The organism is Leptolyngbya sp. FACHB-261 (assembly GCF_014696065.1).
Lineage (GTDB): Bacteria > Cyanobacteriota > Cyanobacteriia > FACHB-261 > FACHB-261 > FACHB-261.
In genome coordinates this window covers 309,408-326,411 of sequence record NZ_JACJPL010000031.1, presented here as the reverse complement: position 1 = coordinate 326,411, position 17,004 = coordinate 309,408, and the positions used below count along the sequence as shown (strand labels likewise).

9 protein-coding genes are annotated in these 17,004 nt (G+C 51.8%); 4 read left to right on the top strand and 5 right to left on the bottom strand.

Features of this window, described 5'->3' with window-relative positions; translation table 11 throughout:
• Positions 1-11: 11 nt before the first annotated feature.
• From H6F94_RS26610 to H6F94_RS26595, 4 genes are all read right to left on the bottom strand, one after another.
• Complete coding sequence (locus H6F94_RS26610) at positions 12-1,160, bottom strand: TFIIB-type zinc ribbon-containing protein (protein WP_190805293.1); 1,149 nt, start codon at positions 1,158-1,160, stop codon at positions 12-14.
• A 16-nt stretch (positions 1,161-1,176) separates the two neighbouring features.
• Positions 1,177-2,280 carry an SPFH domain-containing protein gene (locus H6F94_RS26605; RefSeq protein WP_190805292.1) on the bottom strand — a complete coding sequence of 368 codons (1,104 nt, stop codon included), beginning with the start codon at positions 2,278-2,280 and terminating at the stop codon, positions 1,177-1,179.
• 84 nt (positions 2,281-2,364) lie between these two features.
• Positions 2,365-3,333 (bottom strand): diacylglycerol/lipid kinase family protein, encoded by a 969-nt coding sequence (locus H6F94_RS26600; RefSeq protein WP_190805291.1) that lies wholly within the window; start codon positions 3,331-3,333, stop codon positions 2,365-2,367.
• Between the two features lie 49 nt (positions 3,334-3,382).
• Positions 3,383-4,957, bottom strand: a complete 1,575-nt coding sequence (locus H6F94_RS26595) for a metallophosphoesterase family protein (RefSeq protein ID WP_190805290.1) — start codon at positions 4,955-4,957, stop codon at positions 3,383-3,385.
• 314 nt (positions 4,958-5,271) lie between these two features.
• Here H6F94_RS26595 and H6F94_RS26590 point away from each other — a divergent pair, with 314 nt between their 5' ends.
• From H6F94_RS26590 to H6F94_RS26575, 4 genes are all read left to right on the top strand, one after another.
• On the top strand, positions 5,272-6,240 hold the full coding sequence (locus tag H6F94_RS26590) for a M48 family metallopeptidase (protein WP_190805289.1): 969 nt from the start codon (positions 5,272-5,274) through the stop codon (positions 6,238-6,240).
• 82 nt (positions 6,241-6,322) lie between these two features.
• Positions 6,323-9,661, top strand: a complete 3,339-nt coding sequence (locus H6F94_RS26585) for a S8 family serine peptidase (protein WP_190805288.1) — start codon at positions 6,323-6,325, stop codon at positions 9,659-9,661.
• Positions 9,662-9,889: 228 nt separating this feature from the next.
• On the top strand, positions 9,890-12,871 hold the full coding sequence (locus tag H6F94_RS26580; RefSeq protein WP_190805287.1) for a beta strand repeat-containing protein: 2,982 nt from the start codon (positions 9,890-9,892) through the stop codon (positions 12,869-12,871).
• Positions 12,872-13,339: 468 nt separating this feature from the next.
• Complete coding sequence (locus H6F94_RS26575) at positions 13,340-13,516, top strand: hypothetical protein (RefSeq protein ID WP_190805286.1); 177 nt, start codon at positions 13,340-13,342, stop codon at positions 13,514-13,516.
• Between the two features lie 109 nt (positions 13,517-13,625).
• Here H6F94_RS26575 and H6F94_RS26570 read toward each other — a convergent pair whose 3' ends face one another.
• Positions 13,626-16,805 carry an MFS transporter gene (locus H6F94_RS26570; RefSeq protein ID WP_242041429.1) on the bottom strand — a complete coding sequence of 1,060 codons (3,180 nt, stop codon included), beginning with the start codon at positions 16,803-16,805 and terminating at the stop codon, positions 13,626-13,628.
• Positions 16,806-17,004: the final 199 nt, after the last annotated feature.

The following is a 17,004-nucleotide window of genomic DNA, read 5'->3' as shown; positions in this document are numbered from 1 at the left end:
GAATTGGTAGTCTAAGGAGGCTGGTCCGAAGGCGGGACAGGCAAAGGTAGGTCGTTTTGCTGCTGAGGATTCAGGAGCCACAGCACTCCTGCCAATACAGCAGTACAGAGAAGGGCGAAGCTGAGAATTTTCCAAGCGCTATAGGGGCGGTCGCCCAATACTTCGCCTGTGCGGGCATTAACCAGTACTTGATATTGCTGGTTGTTGAAGCGATAGGCCGAGATCCAAATTGGTAGCAAGATGTGTTTAAACGTGGTGTTTCGGTGCGTAGTGGCAATGTGATGCACTCGCTGCTCATCGCCACCGATATTGCGACAGACATCTTGATGGATGACCGAAGTCATCCATTGCTTGGCGACCTCAAAGCCCTCGTCTAATTTGACTTGGTAACGTTGAGCTTTGAAACCTGCTAGGTAAGAGGGCTGGTAAGGACACAAGGCTGACAAATCCCAAGGCTCTAACGCATCTAATCGCTTCTTGTTTACAACTTGGGTAGCAGCAACTAAGACATCATCAAATAACCGAGATACCCTGCCAGAGGCTGGATGCCAGCGAGTTTTCTGGACTTGACGTGTTTTGGTGACGCTCTTGCCATCCTCAATTTCTGTGTAGGTTTCGGTGACATAATAGTGTTCGCCTCGCTCCCCCCGGTAATCACTGATGGCTTGACAATCGTAGGTCCAAAAGGGCAAATAGACGCCAGAAAGTTCTTCCTGCTGGGCTATTTTGTTGAGGCTGTTGGGGGCGAACCAACGATTGCCTAGCCACTGCTGAATATTAGTGCGTGCCTCTTGTTTTTGCATTGCAAAAGGTAGGACTCCTCCAGGGGTTAAAACCGGGTGAGCTGACTTGGGTTGCGTGACAATATTGGCTGCGCAAAAGGGACATTTGCCTGCCACTTCAGGCGGTTCAAACGTGATGCTGGCCCCACAGTCAGAGCAGGCGACTTCTAAAGCTTGGCTGGATAATAGAGAGGTTTGGCCCGTCAGTGAGTTAAGGGCTTGGCTGTAGGGGTGTTCTTCGACTGCCTGATTGCCGTGCTGAATTTGCTCCTCGCGCCCACAGTAAGGGCATTGGAGCCGCCCAATTTTGGGTTGAAATTCCAAATCCGCACCGCAACCTGGACAGGGAAAGCGGTTGACAAGTTTTGACGGGTCCATAGTGAGCCTGTGGCGTTTAGCTCTGCGGGGAAGGCGGCACTGCTGCCAACAGCGAGGCTAGTTCTGGGAGCTCTATTGCTCGCTTCCAGCCGTCTTGCCCTGCTCGCCAGATATAGGACTGAGCCGTCAAGCCTTGAGCCAGCAGTTGATCAGCCGCAAAGGGACCGAAGTTTTGCCCGTCTCGCGACAAGTACCACTGAGTGGAGGGCACAGGCGGAGGCGGTGCGGCTTGAGGTTGTGAAACTGGTTGGAGGGGCTGCAGTGCTTTCGGTTGCATGGCCGCCACCATCTGCTGTCCCATGGCGAGGCCCACCCCGAATTCTAGCGGGGAGTTACCGCCTCCAGGATTTTTGGCTGCGGTTTCAATAGCATTGGCTGCCTGGAACTGTGCGTACTGCTGCAAGTCTCCTAGCAAGCCCATTGAGGTGCGCTTGTCTAAAGCAGCTTCGACTTCTGCGGGTAGTGAAATGTTCTCGATTAACAACTGGGTGACTTCTAGGCCGAAGCGATCCAATTCAGGCTGAATACCTGCTCGAATCGTCTCTCCCATGTCGCTGTAGTGCGCGGCAAAGTCTAGCAGGGGAATGTTAGACCGTCCAAGCCAGGTGGCAACCTGGGTCACAATCAAGTTGCGAATTTGACCACTGATTTCATTGACCTGAAATAGGCCATCGGTAGCGATTAGTTGTTGCAAAAACTCTTCTGGCTTAGCCACTCGCACCCCATAGGTACCGTAGCCACGCAGACGTACCGGCCCTAGCTCTGGGTCGCGCACGATAACGGGGTTAGAGGTTCCCCATTTCAAGTTTGTAAATGTGCGGGTGCTAAAGAAGTAAACCTCAGCTTTAAAGGGCGAGTTGAAGCCATAGCTCCAACCCATCAGAGTACTGAGAATTGGTAAGTTTTGAGTGCTGAGTGGGTAAAGCCCTGGCGCAAAAACATCGGCAATGCGACCTTCATTAACAAGCACGGCCATTTGACCAGGCCGTACCGTCAATTTGGAGCCCCTTTTGATCTCGTTCTGGAAGCGCTCGAAGCGGTAAGCCATCGTATCGTTGGTGGGGTCCAACCATTCGATGATGTCAACAAACTCGCATCTAATCTTGTCGATGATGCCCACGACTCGCCTCCAGTTTGAGATGAGTCTAAGCTAACTTAGAGCCTCGGCTTGCCGCACCGTGATTCCTCGGAAGCGGAGACTGTTTTATGCCCCTCCAGGCAGCTCGCTAAGGGCTGGAATGCTGCTCTGACCTTCCTCTTCGGCAAATTTTGTCAGTAACTCAGGGGTCGGGACGCGCACCCGGAGAGCTTTGGGTACAACCTCAACTGTGAGTGGAGTATTGCCTATACAGTCACCATCGGCGTGGACTTTTAGGGGATGGTAGCTTCTAACTTCGATTCTGGCAGCCTGATAAGTTCGGAGTTGTTCGCGGGATAGAGGCTGACCGCGCATGGCAGTGAAAAAGTGCTGAAGATGCTCCCATTTGGAAGCGTTGTCAAGGTAGATTACGTCCAGCTTGCCGTCGTCCATTTTGGCATTAGGAGCTAAGGCAAATTCCATACCATAGCGCGGACTATTGCAGATGTTGACCTGAAGAGTGCGTAGCCGTAGCAGGCGTCGACCATTGAGCCGTAGGACTAAGCGGTGAGACCGGAACTCTGAAAAGATCTTGAGGCCACTCAACACACTCCTGAGTAGAGCCAGACGATTTTTCTTGACCGCTTCTTTGACTTCATCGCCACAGGGAAAGAGAACTGCCTCAAGGCCTATACCAACCACTTCTAGAAAGTAGTGATCGTTCGCTTTGCCCACATCAATTTGGCAGCTTTCCCCTTCTACCAAAATTCGAGCGGCTTGCTCTAAGTTGTTGGGGATACTCAAACTGGCCGCAATGTTATTCCGGGTTCCCAGAGGGATAATACCTAGGGCCGTTGAGGTGTGAATTAAACCCCGAGCTACTGCTTCGATAGTGCCATCGCCACCCGCCGCAATCACCAATTTAGTTCCTGCTTGCGCGGCCTCAGCAGCCAGAGCTTGCCCATCAGAATCCGGGGTGGTTAGGCTAACCTCAGCCCGAATGTTTTGGTCTTGGAGAGCTTTGATAATATCGCGTAGCAAACTGGCTTGGTCATTAGGTCCAGAGGTTGGGTTGACGATTAAAAGTGTATCCACCTTGCCCTCCTTGAGTTCAGATTTAGAGCAGAGTAACTGGTCTGCACCCTCAAATTACAAACGGCTTGATTGCTTGGGTTTGCCACTGTCTTTGGGTTCGCTCCGCTGCAAAGGGCCGCACTGTGAATTTGGGCGGTCGCCCATCTTGAACATCAATGCGCAAGAAGGAGTAGGGGCGTCGCTTCTGATAGCCGTGGCCATTGCGGCCAACGTAGAGCAGAGACTTTGCCACTAGGCGAGTTTGGCTACTTCCAAGACCCCCAACCCCCTCAATGAGTTCCGGCCCTTCCGTGCGTTGGCGACGGAGACTGAAGCCACTGCCACCGCAGACAATCCAGTTTAAGTTGGCATCAGCATGACCCGTGTCCAGAGTCCGAACATAATCCAGACAGTGGGCATGACCATTCAAGATCAGATCGACCAGCGGGCGGTCCTGAGCCTGAGCGCCGACGGCCTTGGCAACGTTGTCCAGAACTTGACGCAAGCGGTGGCGAATGGCGAGGGTTTGGGCCTGATGCCACTTAGATGCCTCAGTGACATAGGGAGGATGGTGGAAATAGATGATCCGCCCACGCACCTCGGAAGTGTTCCAGGATTTGATTAGCCCTTGTTGCAGCCACTTCAACTGCTCAGTATCCGTGACCGTTGTTTCATTAGCGGCTAATTGCTGATCGATGTCGTGGATTACCTCGTCAATTTGCTCAATCTTGGTGCGCAAGTCGTCGTGTTCTTCTACTTGTTCCGGCGGGTTGGAGCTGAGGCTCATGCCAGCATTCATGAGTTCCTGTTTCTTTTGCGCTTGTTCAGCTCGTCGCTGTTCGAGCGTGTGCCGGTAAGCGTCACCCTCTCGGGTCGCTGGCAAAGGTAGCGGTGCATTGAACGTATTGGAATCTAAGGCAAAGAAATCGATGCCGCCGTAGCGGAAGCTGTAGTAACGGTTGGGCAGGCGAGTGAATTGCCCCGGTTCATAACGCAGACAGAAACCAGTCTCGGTTTTGGCTGTGTAATGCTGATCGAGGTGAGCGCTTAAATCAGCGGGATTGGGCAGCGCTTTGAGGTAATCCAGAAAGGCCCGGGCGTAGGCATCGCCTTGATGCGAGCCATGCAAGCCAATATCAAAATCAATCTTGGATCGAAGCAAGCGACGCAGGGGTCGGGTGCCTTGAGCCAGCAGGCCGTAGAGCAGCGGCAGATCGTAATAATCGTGGTTGCCTAAGACGGGCAAAATAGGCAAGTTGAAAACCATTTGGTCATAGGCAATGCGCTCGTGATTTTCGCCACCTACTAGAAATTCCCGATAGGGCTCGATAAAGTTTTTGGGGTAAAACTCGCTTGAGCCGACGAAATAAATGACATCGCCGGTGTGTAGCACAAACCGACAGCCGTCCCGCTGTTCCAGCATGAGTTCAGCGACTCGGCGCTGGGGATTATAACCTCGATAGGACCCCGAACCACTATCCCCTAAAACAATAAAAGAGAAGTCTGGATTGTCCTGCTGACCATCGTCCAGGACCATGCGAGTCTGATCGATGCCCCGTTTAACCATTTCTGGCTCTTGCCATCGCACCCGCTCTTTCATTTTGCGGATCTTGACGGAAATGGGTGGATCGGTAACAAGCTCCATGAGTAATGCTCCAGGGATCGGCGTAGGAGGCCGGAATAGGCAGTCGGCGCACTGGGGCAAACCAGGTGTAGCACGTTGATCCTAGCGGCGATCGATTGTCCTGGCATCTATCGTTTGTTGGTGATGTAGCCTTATCCCTGTGATTTAGGCCTGGGTTGCCTGCAGCTCTGGAGGGCAAAAGGCGCTTGGGGACTTGAGGCCTTGTTGCTGCGCAAAACCTGATTTGCCTCATCTCAGAGGGCTCAAGGTCTTGGCCGGTACCCAAAATCAAAAAATCTAGCGAGAATGTGAGGGCAGAGCGTGAAGGAATTGCGATGCCTACCTACCCTGGCCTTTCTAGCGAAGCCTTCAGACACCCTCTCGATGCGCAAGCGGAACTAGCGTTGCGCAATCTACCGGGCTTTAACTTGGTGGCTCGCAAGTTTGTCGAGTTTATTTATGAACGCCCACAGCTGATTTATCACTCTGGTAATAGCATTCAAGTTGGCCCACGACAGTATGCAACGCTCTATCGCATTTTTCGTGAGTGTGTTCGCGATCTAGATGTGCATCCAGAACCCATCCTGTTTGCCACCCAAAACCCAATTGCTAATGCCTACTCACTAGGACAGGAACGGCCTTATATCGTCATTAATTCTGGTCTACTGGATTTGATGAACGAGGACGAGATTCGGTCCGTTCTTGCGCATGAACTTGGCCACATTAAGTGTGGCCATACGATCTTGATTCAGATGGCAATGTGGGTGATGGGCGCAATTACGACCATCGGCGAACTCACCTTTGGTATTGGTAACGTAGTGGGTACCGGGCTCATTTACGCCTTTCATGAATGGAAGCGTAAAGCAGAACTCTCCTGTGACCGAGCGGCCCTACTGGCACTCGATGATCTCAATGTCGTGGTCAGCTCAATGATGAAGTTCTCGGGTGGCTGTCACCAATTTGGCCATGAGTGCAGTTTGGAGGAGTTCATTAAACAGTCTGAGCAGTTTCAGCAGCTCGACAGTGACGGCTTAAATCAGGTCTATAAGTTTTTGCTTTATAACGGTGGGCAAGGCGCGATTCTGAGCCATCCCTTTCCAGTGGATCGAGTGCATTATTTGCGCGAGTGGTCTCTGTCTTCTGAGTATTACAACATCAAGTCTGGCAATTACGTTCGGGGCGAAGACTCAACCATTGACATCAATTCCACGCCCCCAGCTCCGAGTGAAGCGGCTGAACTTCAGCGCCAGATTCAGGAATTGCAGGATGAGATTAATCGCCTGAAGCGCAAAGGAAACTCGTAGAGGCAGGATTTCGCCATCACTGCCAGCCTGTAGGCTAGACGCGTACTAAAATCGTGGCACTGCACAGGTGAGGATTGCTGGAATGGTGGACGAGGCAGATTTAGGCAGAGTTCTACAGCGGGGAGGACAGGAGCTGGACTTGCAGCGCGTCGATGATCGCTTCATCGTTCGCACGACTCCTGCTACCGCTGCTCCCCGCTCTCCTGAAGACTTAGGCCAAACTGTCTCAGCTACCTTTGTTCGGGCCATTCCCAACACAAACCTGGACGAATTCAGCGTTGATCCAGGCCAGGCTGAGGCAGCAATCGCCGATCTTCGGCAGCAGGAAGATGTTGCCTTTGTCAGCCGGGTTTACAAACTACGCGACAATCCGGGCGCATTTGTCTACTTTACCGATCAAATTACGGTGCAATTTGCCCCAGGAACTGACGATTCAACCATTGAAGAAATCGCCAATCGCTTTGGACTTCAGTTTCTAAAGCCAGTAGAGGGATTGGATAAAACTTCTGTGTTTTTGGTGACGCGTCGGGCCACCGAGAACCCGGTCAAAATCACCAACCGCCTCGCGGCTATGCCAGAGGTTTCGCAGGCTGAGCCGGAGATGGTAGTTGAGGCCTCTGCTCGTTATCAACCCAAAGATGAGGGCTATTTGCAGCAGTGGCATCTCAGCAACAACGGTGGAGCTCAATTAGCACCTAACTCTCATATTTTCGCGGACCAGGCCTGGGATATCACTCGCGGTAAGCGCGAGGTAATTGTTGCTGTAGCTGACGACGGTTTTGACCTCAGCCATCGCGACTTTCAAGGAACGGGCAAAATTGTTGCCCCTCGTGATTTTAGCGACCGTGACGCTGACCCAAATCCTGGTTCGGCCCAAGAAAAGCATGGTACTGCCTGTGCCGGTTTAGCGATAGCCGAAGAAAACGGTTACGGCTCAGTAGGGGTAGCCCCAGGCTGCGCCTTCATGCCGATTCGCACCTCCGGTTTCCTGGATGACAACACGATTGAGGCTCTGTTCGCCCATGTGACGCAGAATGGTGCAGCTGTTCTGTCCTGTAGCTGGGGTCCTAGCACGCTGACTTTTCCGCTGTCCATTCGACAACAGGCGGCGATTCGGAACGTTGTGAATAATGGTCGCAGGGGCAAGGGCTGCGTGGTTGTCTTCGCCTGCGGCAATGCCAATCGTCCGATCAAAGGGGCGGTGGATGAGCAAGGCTGGCCACGCGATGCCATTAAAGGAGCGACTCAGTGGCTCGATGGCTTTTGCACCAACCCCGATGTGATGGCAATTTCAGCGATCACCAGCTTGAACAAAAAAGCGGCCTACAGCAACTGGGGGCCTGAAGTTTCCGTTTGTGCGCCTAGCAACAATGCCCACCCCGGTCTTTTCCTGGAGCGCACTGGCTACACCCGTACGGGGCCATCGATTGCCGATAGCCTGCTGGTGGGTCGGGCCATTTATACCACTGACCGCACTGGGCCAGCTGGTTATGGTCCGGGTGAATTTACCAGCACCTTTGGTGGTACCTCCAGCGCAGCACCAATTGTCGCTGGTGTTGCTGCCCTGGTGATCTCGGCCAATCCCAACCTGACTGCTCGCGAAGTGCGGCAGATTATTGAGCAGACTGCTGACAAGATTGTGGACAACAGCGTTGATCCGCAATTTAACGTCAACCGGGGGAATTACGACGCTAAAGGGCATTCCCAATGGTTTGGCTATGGTCGGGTCAACGCGGCTAAGGCTGTTCAGGAAGCTGCCCGTCGCGCGGCCCCTCCTACTACTACACCTACGCCCATTCCTACTACGCCTACTACCCCCACGCCTACGCCTACTACGCCCACTACCCCCACCACGCCGACACCTGTAACGGGTTGGCTACGCCTGGAAAATTCGACGATCTTGCCCATTCCAGATGCCACCCCCGCCGGCGTAACCAGCAGTATTCAATGTCTGCAACCGGGCAATGTTCAGGACATTGAGGTTGAGGTTGATATTGAGCATGACTCCTTTGTGGGCGATCTCGACGTCATTTTGATTCCACCGTCAGGCAACGCGATTACCTTGCAATCTAAGTCTGGGGGTCGCAACGTTCGTCTCCAGAAGAAATTTACCCCTCAAGACACGCCTGGTTTAGAGACGGCACGTAATACCACTAGCCTGGGCAAGTGGTCCTTGCGAGTGGTTGATAGCGTTAAAGACGATGTTGGGAAGCTGCGCAGTTGGAAGTTGGGGCTGCTGCTTGGCACTAGCCGTGCGCCTAGTGCGGGTCCTGCAACCACGCCAGTACCCGCCGCCCAGTCTGCCGCGCCTGCTCCTACGCCTGCGACTGCTCAAACTTCGACACCTGCTCCTGCTGCTGCGCTCAAGGCCCCCACTCCAGCACCCACACAAGCCCCAACTCCTGCTCCGACTCCGACTCCGGCTCCGGCTCCGACTCCGGCTCCGGTAGCCACTCCGGCTCCTGCACCTGCTTCAACGCCTACCCCTACTCCCGCAGCGGCCTCTGCGCCGTCAATCTCAACCCCAACCCCAAGCGCTGCTCCTGCTCCTACGCAGGCATCTGTTTCTACGCAAGCATCTGCGCCTGCCCCTACTTCCACTCCAAAACCAACGCCTGCGCCTGCCCAAACTTCAACCTCAGTACCCGCCCCAACGCCTGCGCCCGCCCCAACCTCAGCCTCTGCGCCGTCAACTCCAACCCCAACTCTTGCTTCTATCCAAGCACCCGCATCCTCCCCAACACCTGCACCTGCCCCGGCTCCTGCACCTGCTTCAACACCTGCACCCACTCCAACTCCTGCGGCTGCCCCAACTCCTAAGCCTTCTCCTGCGCCCGCTCAAACTTCTGGGCCTGCGCCAACTCCTACCCCTATTCCTGTCCCCATTCCAGTCCTAGTACCCACGCCTTCCTCATCTCCCATACCAGCCCTAATCTCGACGCTGACACCAACAACGGCTACGCCAGCACCTGTTTCTACGTCTACGCCCACACCTGCGCCAGCCCCAGCCCCTGCGCCCACACCGACTCCCGCAGTTGCAACGTCTGCTCCGCTGCGGCTTACCGCTCGTGTTGATCAGCCCATCCCGGATGGCGACCCGAAGGGGGTCACCAGCACATTGACGGTTACTCAAGCAGGCAAGATCCGCAGTGTCACGGTTGAGGTTGATATTACCCATCCGTTTAGTGGTGATTTGCGGATCAAGCTGCTGGCCTCAGGCGGGCAGACTGTGCTTCTGCACGATCTTCAGGGTGGAGCTACCTCTGGCCTCAAGAAAACGTTTACTGCTCCCGATAGTCCAGCCCTAGCTTCCCTGGCTAACACCCCTGCGGCTGGTGAGTGGCGAATCACCGTGAGCGATCTAGTTACCAATGACACTGGGCGGTTTAATAGCTGGGCACTTAATCTCACGCTTACCTAGCCCACACCGTTTTAGAAAGAACTCTCCAGTAAAACCTCAAAACATCCGGTTCCCAAAGTCTTGACTCGAAGAAGGCTCTGAGAACTGGATGTTTTTCTGTAGCTCTACGGCTGCAAAGGGCTCGCCAGGAAACCTTCATCAAATTTTCTGCGTAGCTTTACTGAACACAAGCTTTAATCAAAGTATAAAAAAATAGAGCTAGTACTGAATTCTACGGATCACTCTGATATGGCAATTGTTAATGGTAATCCTGGCAACAACGTCCTTAAGGGCACGCCAGTCGGCGATTCCATCTCTGGATTAGCCGGAAACGATCTTTTAGACGGACTCGATGATAATGACTTTTTAAATGGTGCTGCTGGTAACGACCGCCTATTTGGGGCGTCTGGCAATGACCGCTTAGTGGGTGGTGGTGGTAACGATCGGCTGGTCGGTGGCGATGGCGTTGACACCTATGTTGGTGGTGTGGGCAACGACACTTATGTCATTGATAGTACGGATACGCCACTCAATGCAGATGCCGCAGGCGTTGATACCGTCATCGCTAATTTTGACTACACCTTGCGCCCAACCTATGAAAATTTGAGGTTAGTCGGTCCAGCTATTTTTGGCATCGGCAATGGTCTCAATAACACAATTATTGGCAATGACAATAACAATGTCTTAAACGGCGGCGGTGGCATTGATACTTTACAAGGTGGTAAGGGCGATGACACTTATGTAGTCAATGTCGCTGCCGATCAGGTGAATGAAGGGATCGCTGCGGGCTATGATACAGTCCGCTCACTCGCCCTAAACTTCACTTTAGGAGCAAATCTCGAAGCTCTGATTTTGGCTGGTCGTGGTCGTAACGGTAACGGCAACGAGAATAACAACCAAATCACCGGGAACGGCTTCAATAATATTCTCAACGGGCTGGATGGTAATGACACTATTGATGGTGGTATAGGCGCAGACACATTAATCGGTGGCACTGGCAACGACACTTACTTTGTTAATCTTGGCAGCGACCGCATTGTTGAAGACTTTAACAACGGCTTTGATATCGTTCGATCTTCAGCGTTCCGGTTCGCCTTGAGCGCTAACCTAGAGAACTTAATTCTGGAGTTCGGTGCCTCTCATGGTACAGGCAACGAACTTAATAATCGCATCTTCGGCAACAGCAACAACAACATTCTCAGTGGCTTAGGCGGCAACGATACTCTAGTTGGTGGCGAAGGTGCTGATACCCTGATTGGCGGTATGGGAGATGACACTTATTCCATTGACAGTGCTGATGCTCCTCTAGAACCAGATGCCGGTGGCATCGATACAGTCGTTGCCAATTTTGACTACGCTTTAGGTGCCACTTACGAAAACCTAACGCTGCTCGGTCCAGCTATTTATGGGACTGGCAATGGTCTTAACAACACAATCATTGGCAACGATAACAACAACATTCTGAATGGCAGTGGCGGTAACGACAACCTCCAAGGCGGTAAGGGGGATGACACTTATTATGTCAACTCTGCTGGGGATGTTGTTGTTGAGCAACTCAACGGCGGTTTAGTTGATACCGTTATCTCTAGTGAATCTTACGTCTTAGGTGCCAATGTTGAGAACCTGACCCTGATCGGTAATGCCAATCGCAACGGTACCGGCAATGCGGATAACAATATTATCCAGGGTAATAATGGCAACAACCGTCTAGATGGCAAGGGCGGTGCTGATACGCTAATTGGCGGTGCAGGCAATGACACTTACGTCATTAATGCTAGCCAAGATGTTGTCAGTGAAGAAGGCGGCAGTGGCTTCGACGTGGTTGAAGCTTATGCCTCGTTCGCGCTCTCAGAGGGAGTTGAAAACCTGGTCTTGATGAGTGGTGCCAGCATTGATGGCACAGGTAATTCGGGCAATAACACGATTACTGGTAACGCTGGCAATAACCGCTTGGACGGTCGAGAAGGTGTTGATACTTTGATCGGCGGCGCAGGTAACGACACCTATGTAACTGATGGTTCAGATGCCATCCTTGAGTCAGGCGGTAACGGCAACGACACCATTGAGACGAATATTACCTTCTCGATTGCTAGCCTGACTAATGTTATCGAAAACCTGGTTCTAACGGGTACTGCTAACATCGATGCGACTGGCAACGCCAGCAACAATTTCATCATCGGCAATAGCGGTAACAACGTCATCAATGGCAACGGTGGTAACGATACTCTAATTGGCAACGAAGGTAATGATACCTACCTTGTAGATGCTACTCTAGACACCGTTATCGAAGAAGCAGGGGAGGGCAATGCCGATACCGTTTATATGCAGGCTAACCTTGACTATACTCTGAGCGCTAACGTCGAGATTTTATACCTCGCCTCAGGTACAGCCAATGTTGATGGTACTGGTAATGATTCTGTAAACACGATCGTAGGCAATGACGGCAACAACGAGCTCAAAGGTGGCAGCGGTAACGATACTCTAATCGGCGGTGCTGGTAACGACACGCTAATCGGTGAATCGGGTGATGATCGGCTTGAGGGTGGCTTAGGCAATGACTCTTATCAGGTCAGCTCTTTCGCTGACGTTGTTGTCGAAGATTTCAATGGCGGTGAACTTGATACTGTCTTCTCAACAGCCAATAACTACACTTTAGGCGCCAACCTTGAGAATCTGGTCTTAAGTGCCTATGGCAATATCAACGGCACCGGCAATGCACTAAATAACGCGATCACGGGCAATGACGGCAAAAACACCTTGATTAGTGGAGATGGCAATGACACGATCAGTGGCGGTAGGGACAATGACATCATCAACGGTGGCGCTGGCTCTGATATTCTGATCGGTGGCACTGGCGCTGATAACTTGACTGGTGGCTCTGGTAACGATGACTTTGTCATTGATGATGGTCTCCAACTGGCTGACATTATCACTGACTTCAGTGTTGCTCAGGTAGATCGCATTGTTCTGGATGCAACCAAGTTTGATCGTCTTGCCGTGCAAGTTGGTAACGCGCTGACAGATACTCAGTTTGCGGTAATCAATAATGACATTGCGTCGGAGCTAGCCAGTGCAGGTGCTAGCGGAGCGCTGATCGTCTACAACAACACAACAGGCAAGCTGTTCTACAACGAGAATGGAGCTGAGGCAGGTTTGGGAACTGGCACTCACTTTGCAAGCTTAGCCAACCTCGCCTTCCTGTCGGCATCTAATTTCTTTGTTCAGGTCTAAGGTGTTCAGATCTAAGGTGTTCAAGCTTAAAAGGGTTTAAAGTCTTAGCCTGAACTAATCAAGGGGATTTCTCCAGGGTGACTTCCAAGGTGTAGTTTAAGTTTGAGAGCTAGAGGTAATCTAGCTCTCTGTTTCTACTTCTTTCAATGAGAGAATTGGCTTGAGCCAACGCGCCAACTTCAGTCCGTGATCTGGACCAGCCTGTATCCCCTGCTACCGGTAACATCTTCAGAAAGCTGAGCATGGGTTAAGATTAAGCCTGGGTGTATCGATCAGCACATAAAGAGCCTATTTGCCGCAATGGTCAAGAGTTAACCTATCAAAATCTATGATCCCTGATAAGATTACCGCTTTTCTTGCTAGTTGCAAGAATCCAACTCCGGACCGATAGTCAATTTTGGAAGTCAAAATTACATTGATGACTATTAGAGAATTAATATAACGCGTCAGGGTGAAAGAGAAATGAAGATGAGCACGACTGTTGATTCAAAGCTTTTTTACATCCTGCAAAATCTTGAGAACGAGAATGAGCCGCCGCTAGCGGTTAATTATGCCTCAAGAGAGGAAAATGACCGGCTAAATGGTCTGCTTCGCAAGCAAGATACGCCCTACCGTTGGGTTCTGAAGTCTACTTCAGCAGTTTAGGTTGTTTTCAACCGAACAAAAAGCAACCGCAACCCTAGAATTAGCAATTCGCTTTGATTGAGATTTGGTTTAGCCCAGGGGTCAACAGTAACCCCTGGGCTCGCTCTGTCTAGATTGAACCTCTGAGACCCAAGGCAGTTAAACCTCCTGCCGCAATCACCCCCGCAATTGCTGCGGTTGCCACAGAGGTTGCTGCGGTCCCAAATAGCCACCACGCAGCGGTTGCAACTGTCTTCTGGGCTTCTTCTGCTTGTGCTTTAGCCTTGTGCTTCAGCTCTTTAATGCGTTTTTGCGCTTGTTGCTGAAGCCGTTCTGCTCGATTGAGAACGCCATCCCGCACCCCTTCAATCTGGTTAACGACTCGGTTGGCTTGCTCCTCAGAGATATCTGAGCGAGAACTGAGCAGGGCAACGAGAGTATCGCGATCAAACTGGCCGAGGCGGTCGCGTAGGGCATCAAATCCAGCCTCCGGGTCGTCAAACAACTTGCGGAAGTCGTGCTGAATACCCTCGTAGTTAAGTTCAGGACGATCGAGAGAGTTGAGGTAATCCCGGGTTCTGGTAAAAACGCTGTCAAGGGCTGCTTGTGCCCGACGCTGAACCGCTTGAATCTGTTCATCTAACTGATCCCGAACAGAGATAATCTGCTCCACAATCTGATTGGCTTCTTCTTCGCTAATGTCCTCTCGTTGTGATAGCAAAGCAACAAGGGTAGAGCGGTCAAACTGCGAGAGCCGATCTCCTAGGCTACTCATGCCTGCCTGCGGCTGCCTGAGCAACAATTGCAAGTCTCGTTTGATGCCTTCTGGATTCAGTTCTTCTTTGTTGGTGTTGCGCAGGTAGCCTGTCAAATCGCTTTGGAAATCTCGCACCCGCTCTCCAGCCCGAATGGCTAAACGCCGCGGCGCTTTGATAATGCTGCGAATGGCTTCTTGTACCTGATCAATAATCTGATTGACTTGCTCCTCGTTCAGATCGCCCCGTTGGCTCAGCAACTTCACCAGAGTTTCTCGATCTACTTGTGAGAGCCGCTCTCGCAGCGCTGAAGTTCCGGTGGTTGGATCGCTGAGTAGAGTGAGCAGATCACGCTGAATCCCTTCCGGGTTGAGTTCTTCTAAGTTGGTGCCTCGTAGGTACTCTGCAATCTGAGTAGTGACGCGGTCGTACTGCTCTTTCGCCTGACCGGCTAACTGTTGCGGAGCTCCCAGGATACTATCCCGGACTGATTCAATCTGATCGATGACTTGGTTGACCTGCTCCTCACTGAGGTCGCCCCGCTGGGTTAACAGTTGCACCAGCGTGTCCCGGTCAAATTGTGAGAGCCGACTTCGTAATGCGGACAATCCTGCTTGAGGATCATCGAGTAAGGTTCGGAGCTCCTGCTGAATGCCTTCAGGATTTAACTCCGCTAGATTGGTATCGCGCAAATAGGCTTCGACCCGTTGCCGCAACTCGCCTGCCTGGGCTTGCGCCTGGTTCCAGGTTTCTTGAGACTGACTCAAAAAGCGATCCCGGCTGCTTTCAAGCTGAGTCAAGATTTGGTCTGCCTCTTCCTGGCTCAGATCTTGCCGTCCGGCTACTAGAATTTGCTTGAGCGTTTCCCGATCGAATTGAGACAAACGGTTGCTCAGTATTTCATAACTGGCTTCTGGGTCCGCCAGTAACTGGGTAAAGCTGCGCTCAATGTTTTCTGGATTCAGTTCCTCTTTTGAGGTGGAGCGCAAATAATTTTCAAGGCGCTGGCGCAGATCCTGCGACCGCTCTTGTTCTTCAGCCGTGCGCACCGTTTCAAAAACGTCTTGGCGAATCTGTTCGAGCTGATCAGCGACTTCGTTAACTTTCTCAGGGGTAATGCCTTCCCGCCGAGTTAGCACGTTCACGAAGTAGTCACGATTGAGTGACTCTAACTGTTGCCGAACGTTGCCTGGGTTTGCCTCTGGATCGTAAATGGTCTCTCTGAATTCGAGATCGAGAGTTTCCCGGTTCAAATGCCAGGGTGGAGAATTGAGCAGGTAGCTTTCGATATCGGTCCGGATGGTGCTGAAGGGAGGTTGCCCGGCTGAGGCATTGCCATCCGCGCCACTGCCAACTTTGCTAGCTTGCTCAGTGAGTTGTTGACTGAGAGAATTCAGCTGTCCGGCAATCTTCTCCAGGCCTAGATCAGACAGGTCTACTCTCTTAGACAAAGTCGACATGAGAGTACCGATTCCCATCTGTAAAGCTCGGTTGGTTAGGCTACCTTGCTTCTGCGGGTTTTGGCGATCTTGTTGATTTTGCTGGTTTTGCTGTGGCTGAATAAGCTGCTCAAGACGATCCCGCAGTTGCCCTCCTTTCAACTCCTCTGGCAGTGCAGATTGGACGAAGTCCAACAGGTTCGCTTGAAGTTCTGGCGGTCGTCCTTGTTTAACCACCTGATTCCAGGCCGTCTCTAATTGGTCTGCCACCCGCTCCACATCTTGTTTCGAGAAGTCGGTGCGTTGGCTGACCAAATTCACAAACGTCTCGCGGTTTACCTGCTTCAATAGGTCACTATCAGCAAGCGATTGCAAGTCCGAACTCCGCAGCAAGGTTTCAAAGCCGCTCCGAACTGCTCCCAGATTTAACCCAGGAAGTTGCAGATTTGTGAGGTAATCTTCGACGCCGTCTCGCACCCGGTCTGGCGCAATTGCTGAGCGCAATTCTCGAGTGGCTGCCTCAACAGAAGCTTCCACCGTATTGACCACTTGGTTATTGATGGCCCGACCACTGAGGGCGGTTGCTGCTGTGCCCATCACGCCCTGTAAACCTGAGCTTGCCGTATCAACAACAGAACTGACCAGAGAGCCAACTGCTTGCGAACTCACCCAAAGCAGCAGCAGAAAGTACACTGACCAGATCACGACTCCGACAATAGCTCCCAAACTTCCACTGTTAATCAGAGTCAGTTTTACAGCTAAAAAACAGGCGATAAACAGAGCTGTGTTAACCGTAAATAGAGTCCAAAGCCCCACTTTGGCTTCGACTTTGCGGATACTCTTGCCCCAACTTTCATCTGAGTCAGTATCTAGTGCTTTGGCTCCACCCGAAATACCTGCTGCAACCGATATGTTCGTCAACAGAAACTGAAAGGCAAAAGCCATGACCACCCCAGCGATCAAGGCGATGAAAAATTGAGGTCCTGAGAGAAAAAACAAGGCTGATTCGTCTGGAGACAGCACAATCTGAGCCAATGGCAAATTGAGAATAGCTTGGGCAAGCCCAAACTGAGCACTGGGCATTGCCAGAAGGGTTTCTATACTTTGAAACATCATATTTTTCCTTGCTTTTGGAATTTAGCGATCGTGTGATCGGCCAACTGTTACGAGTTGCTCTTCCTCTCAATTTGAGACCAACTTTGATGCCTTCCTAGATTCAAAGTGCGCGGCAGCTAAAGATTTTGGTTTGTGGCTCCTAGAGTTATTTGCTTCAATCTCCTCATCCTTATCTAGAGAGATAGAGAAAGCTCCTATC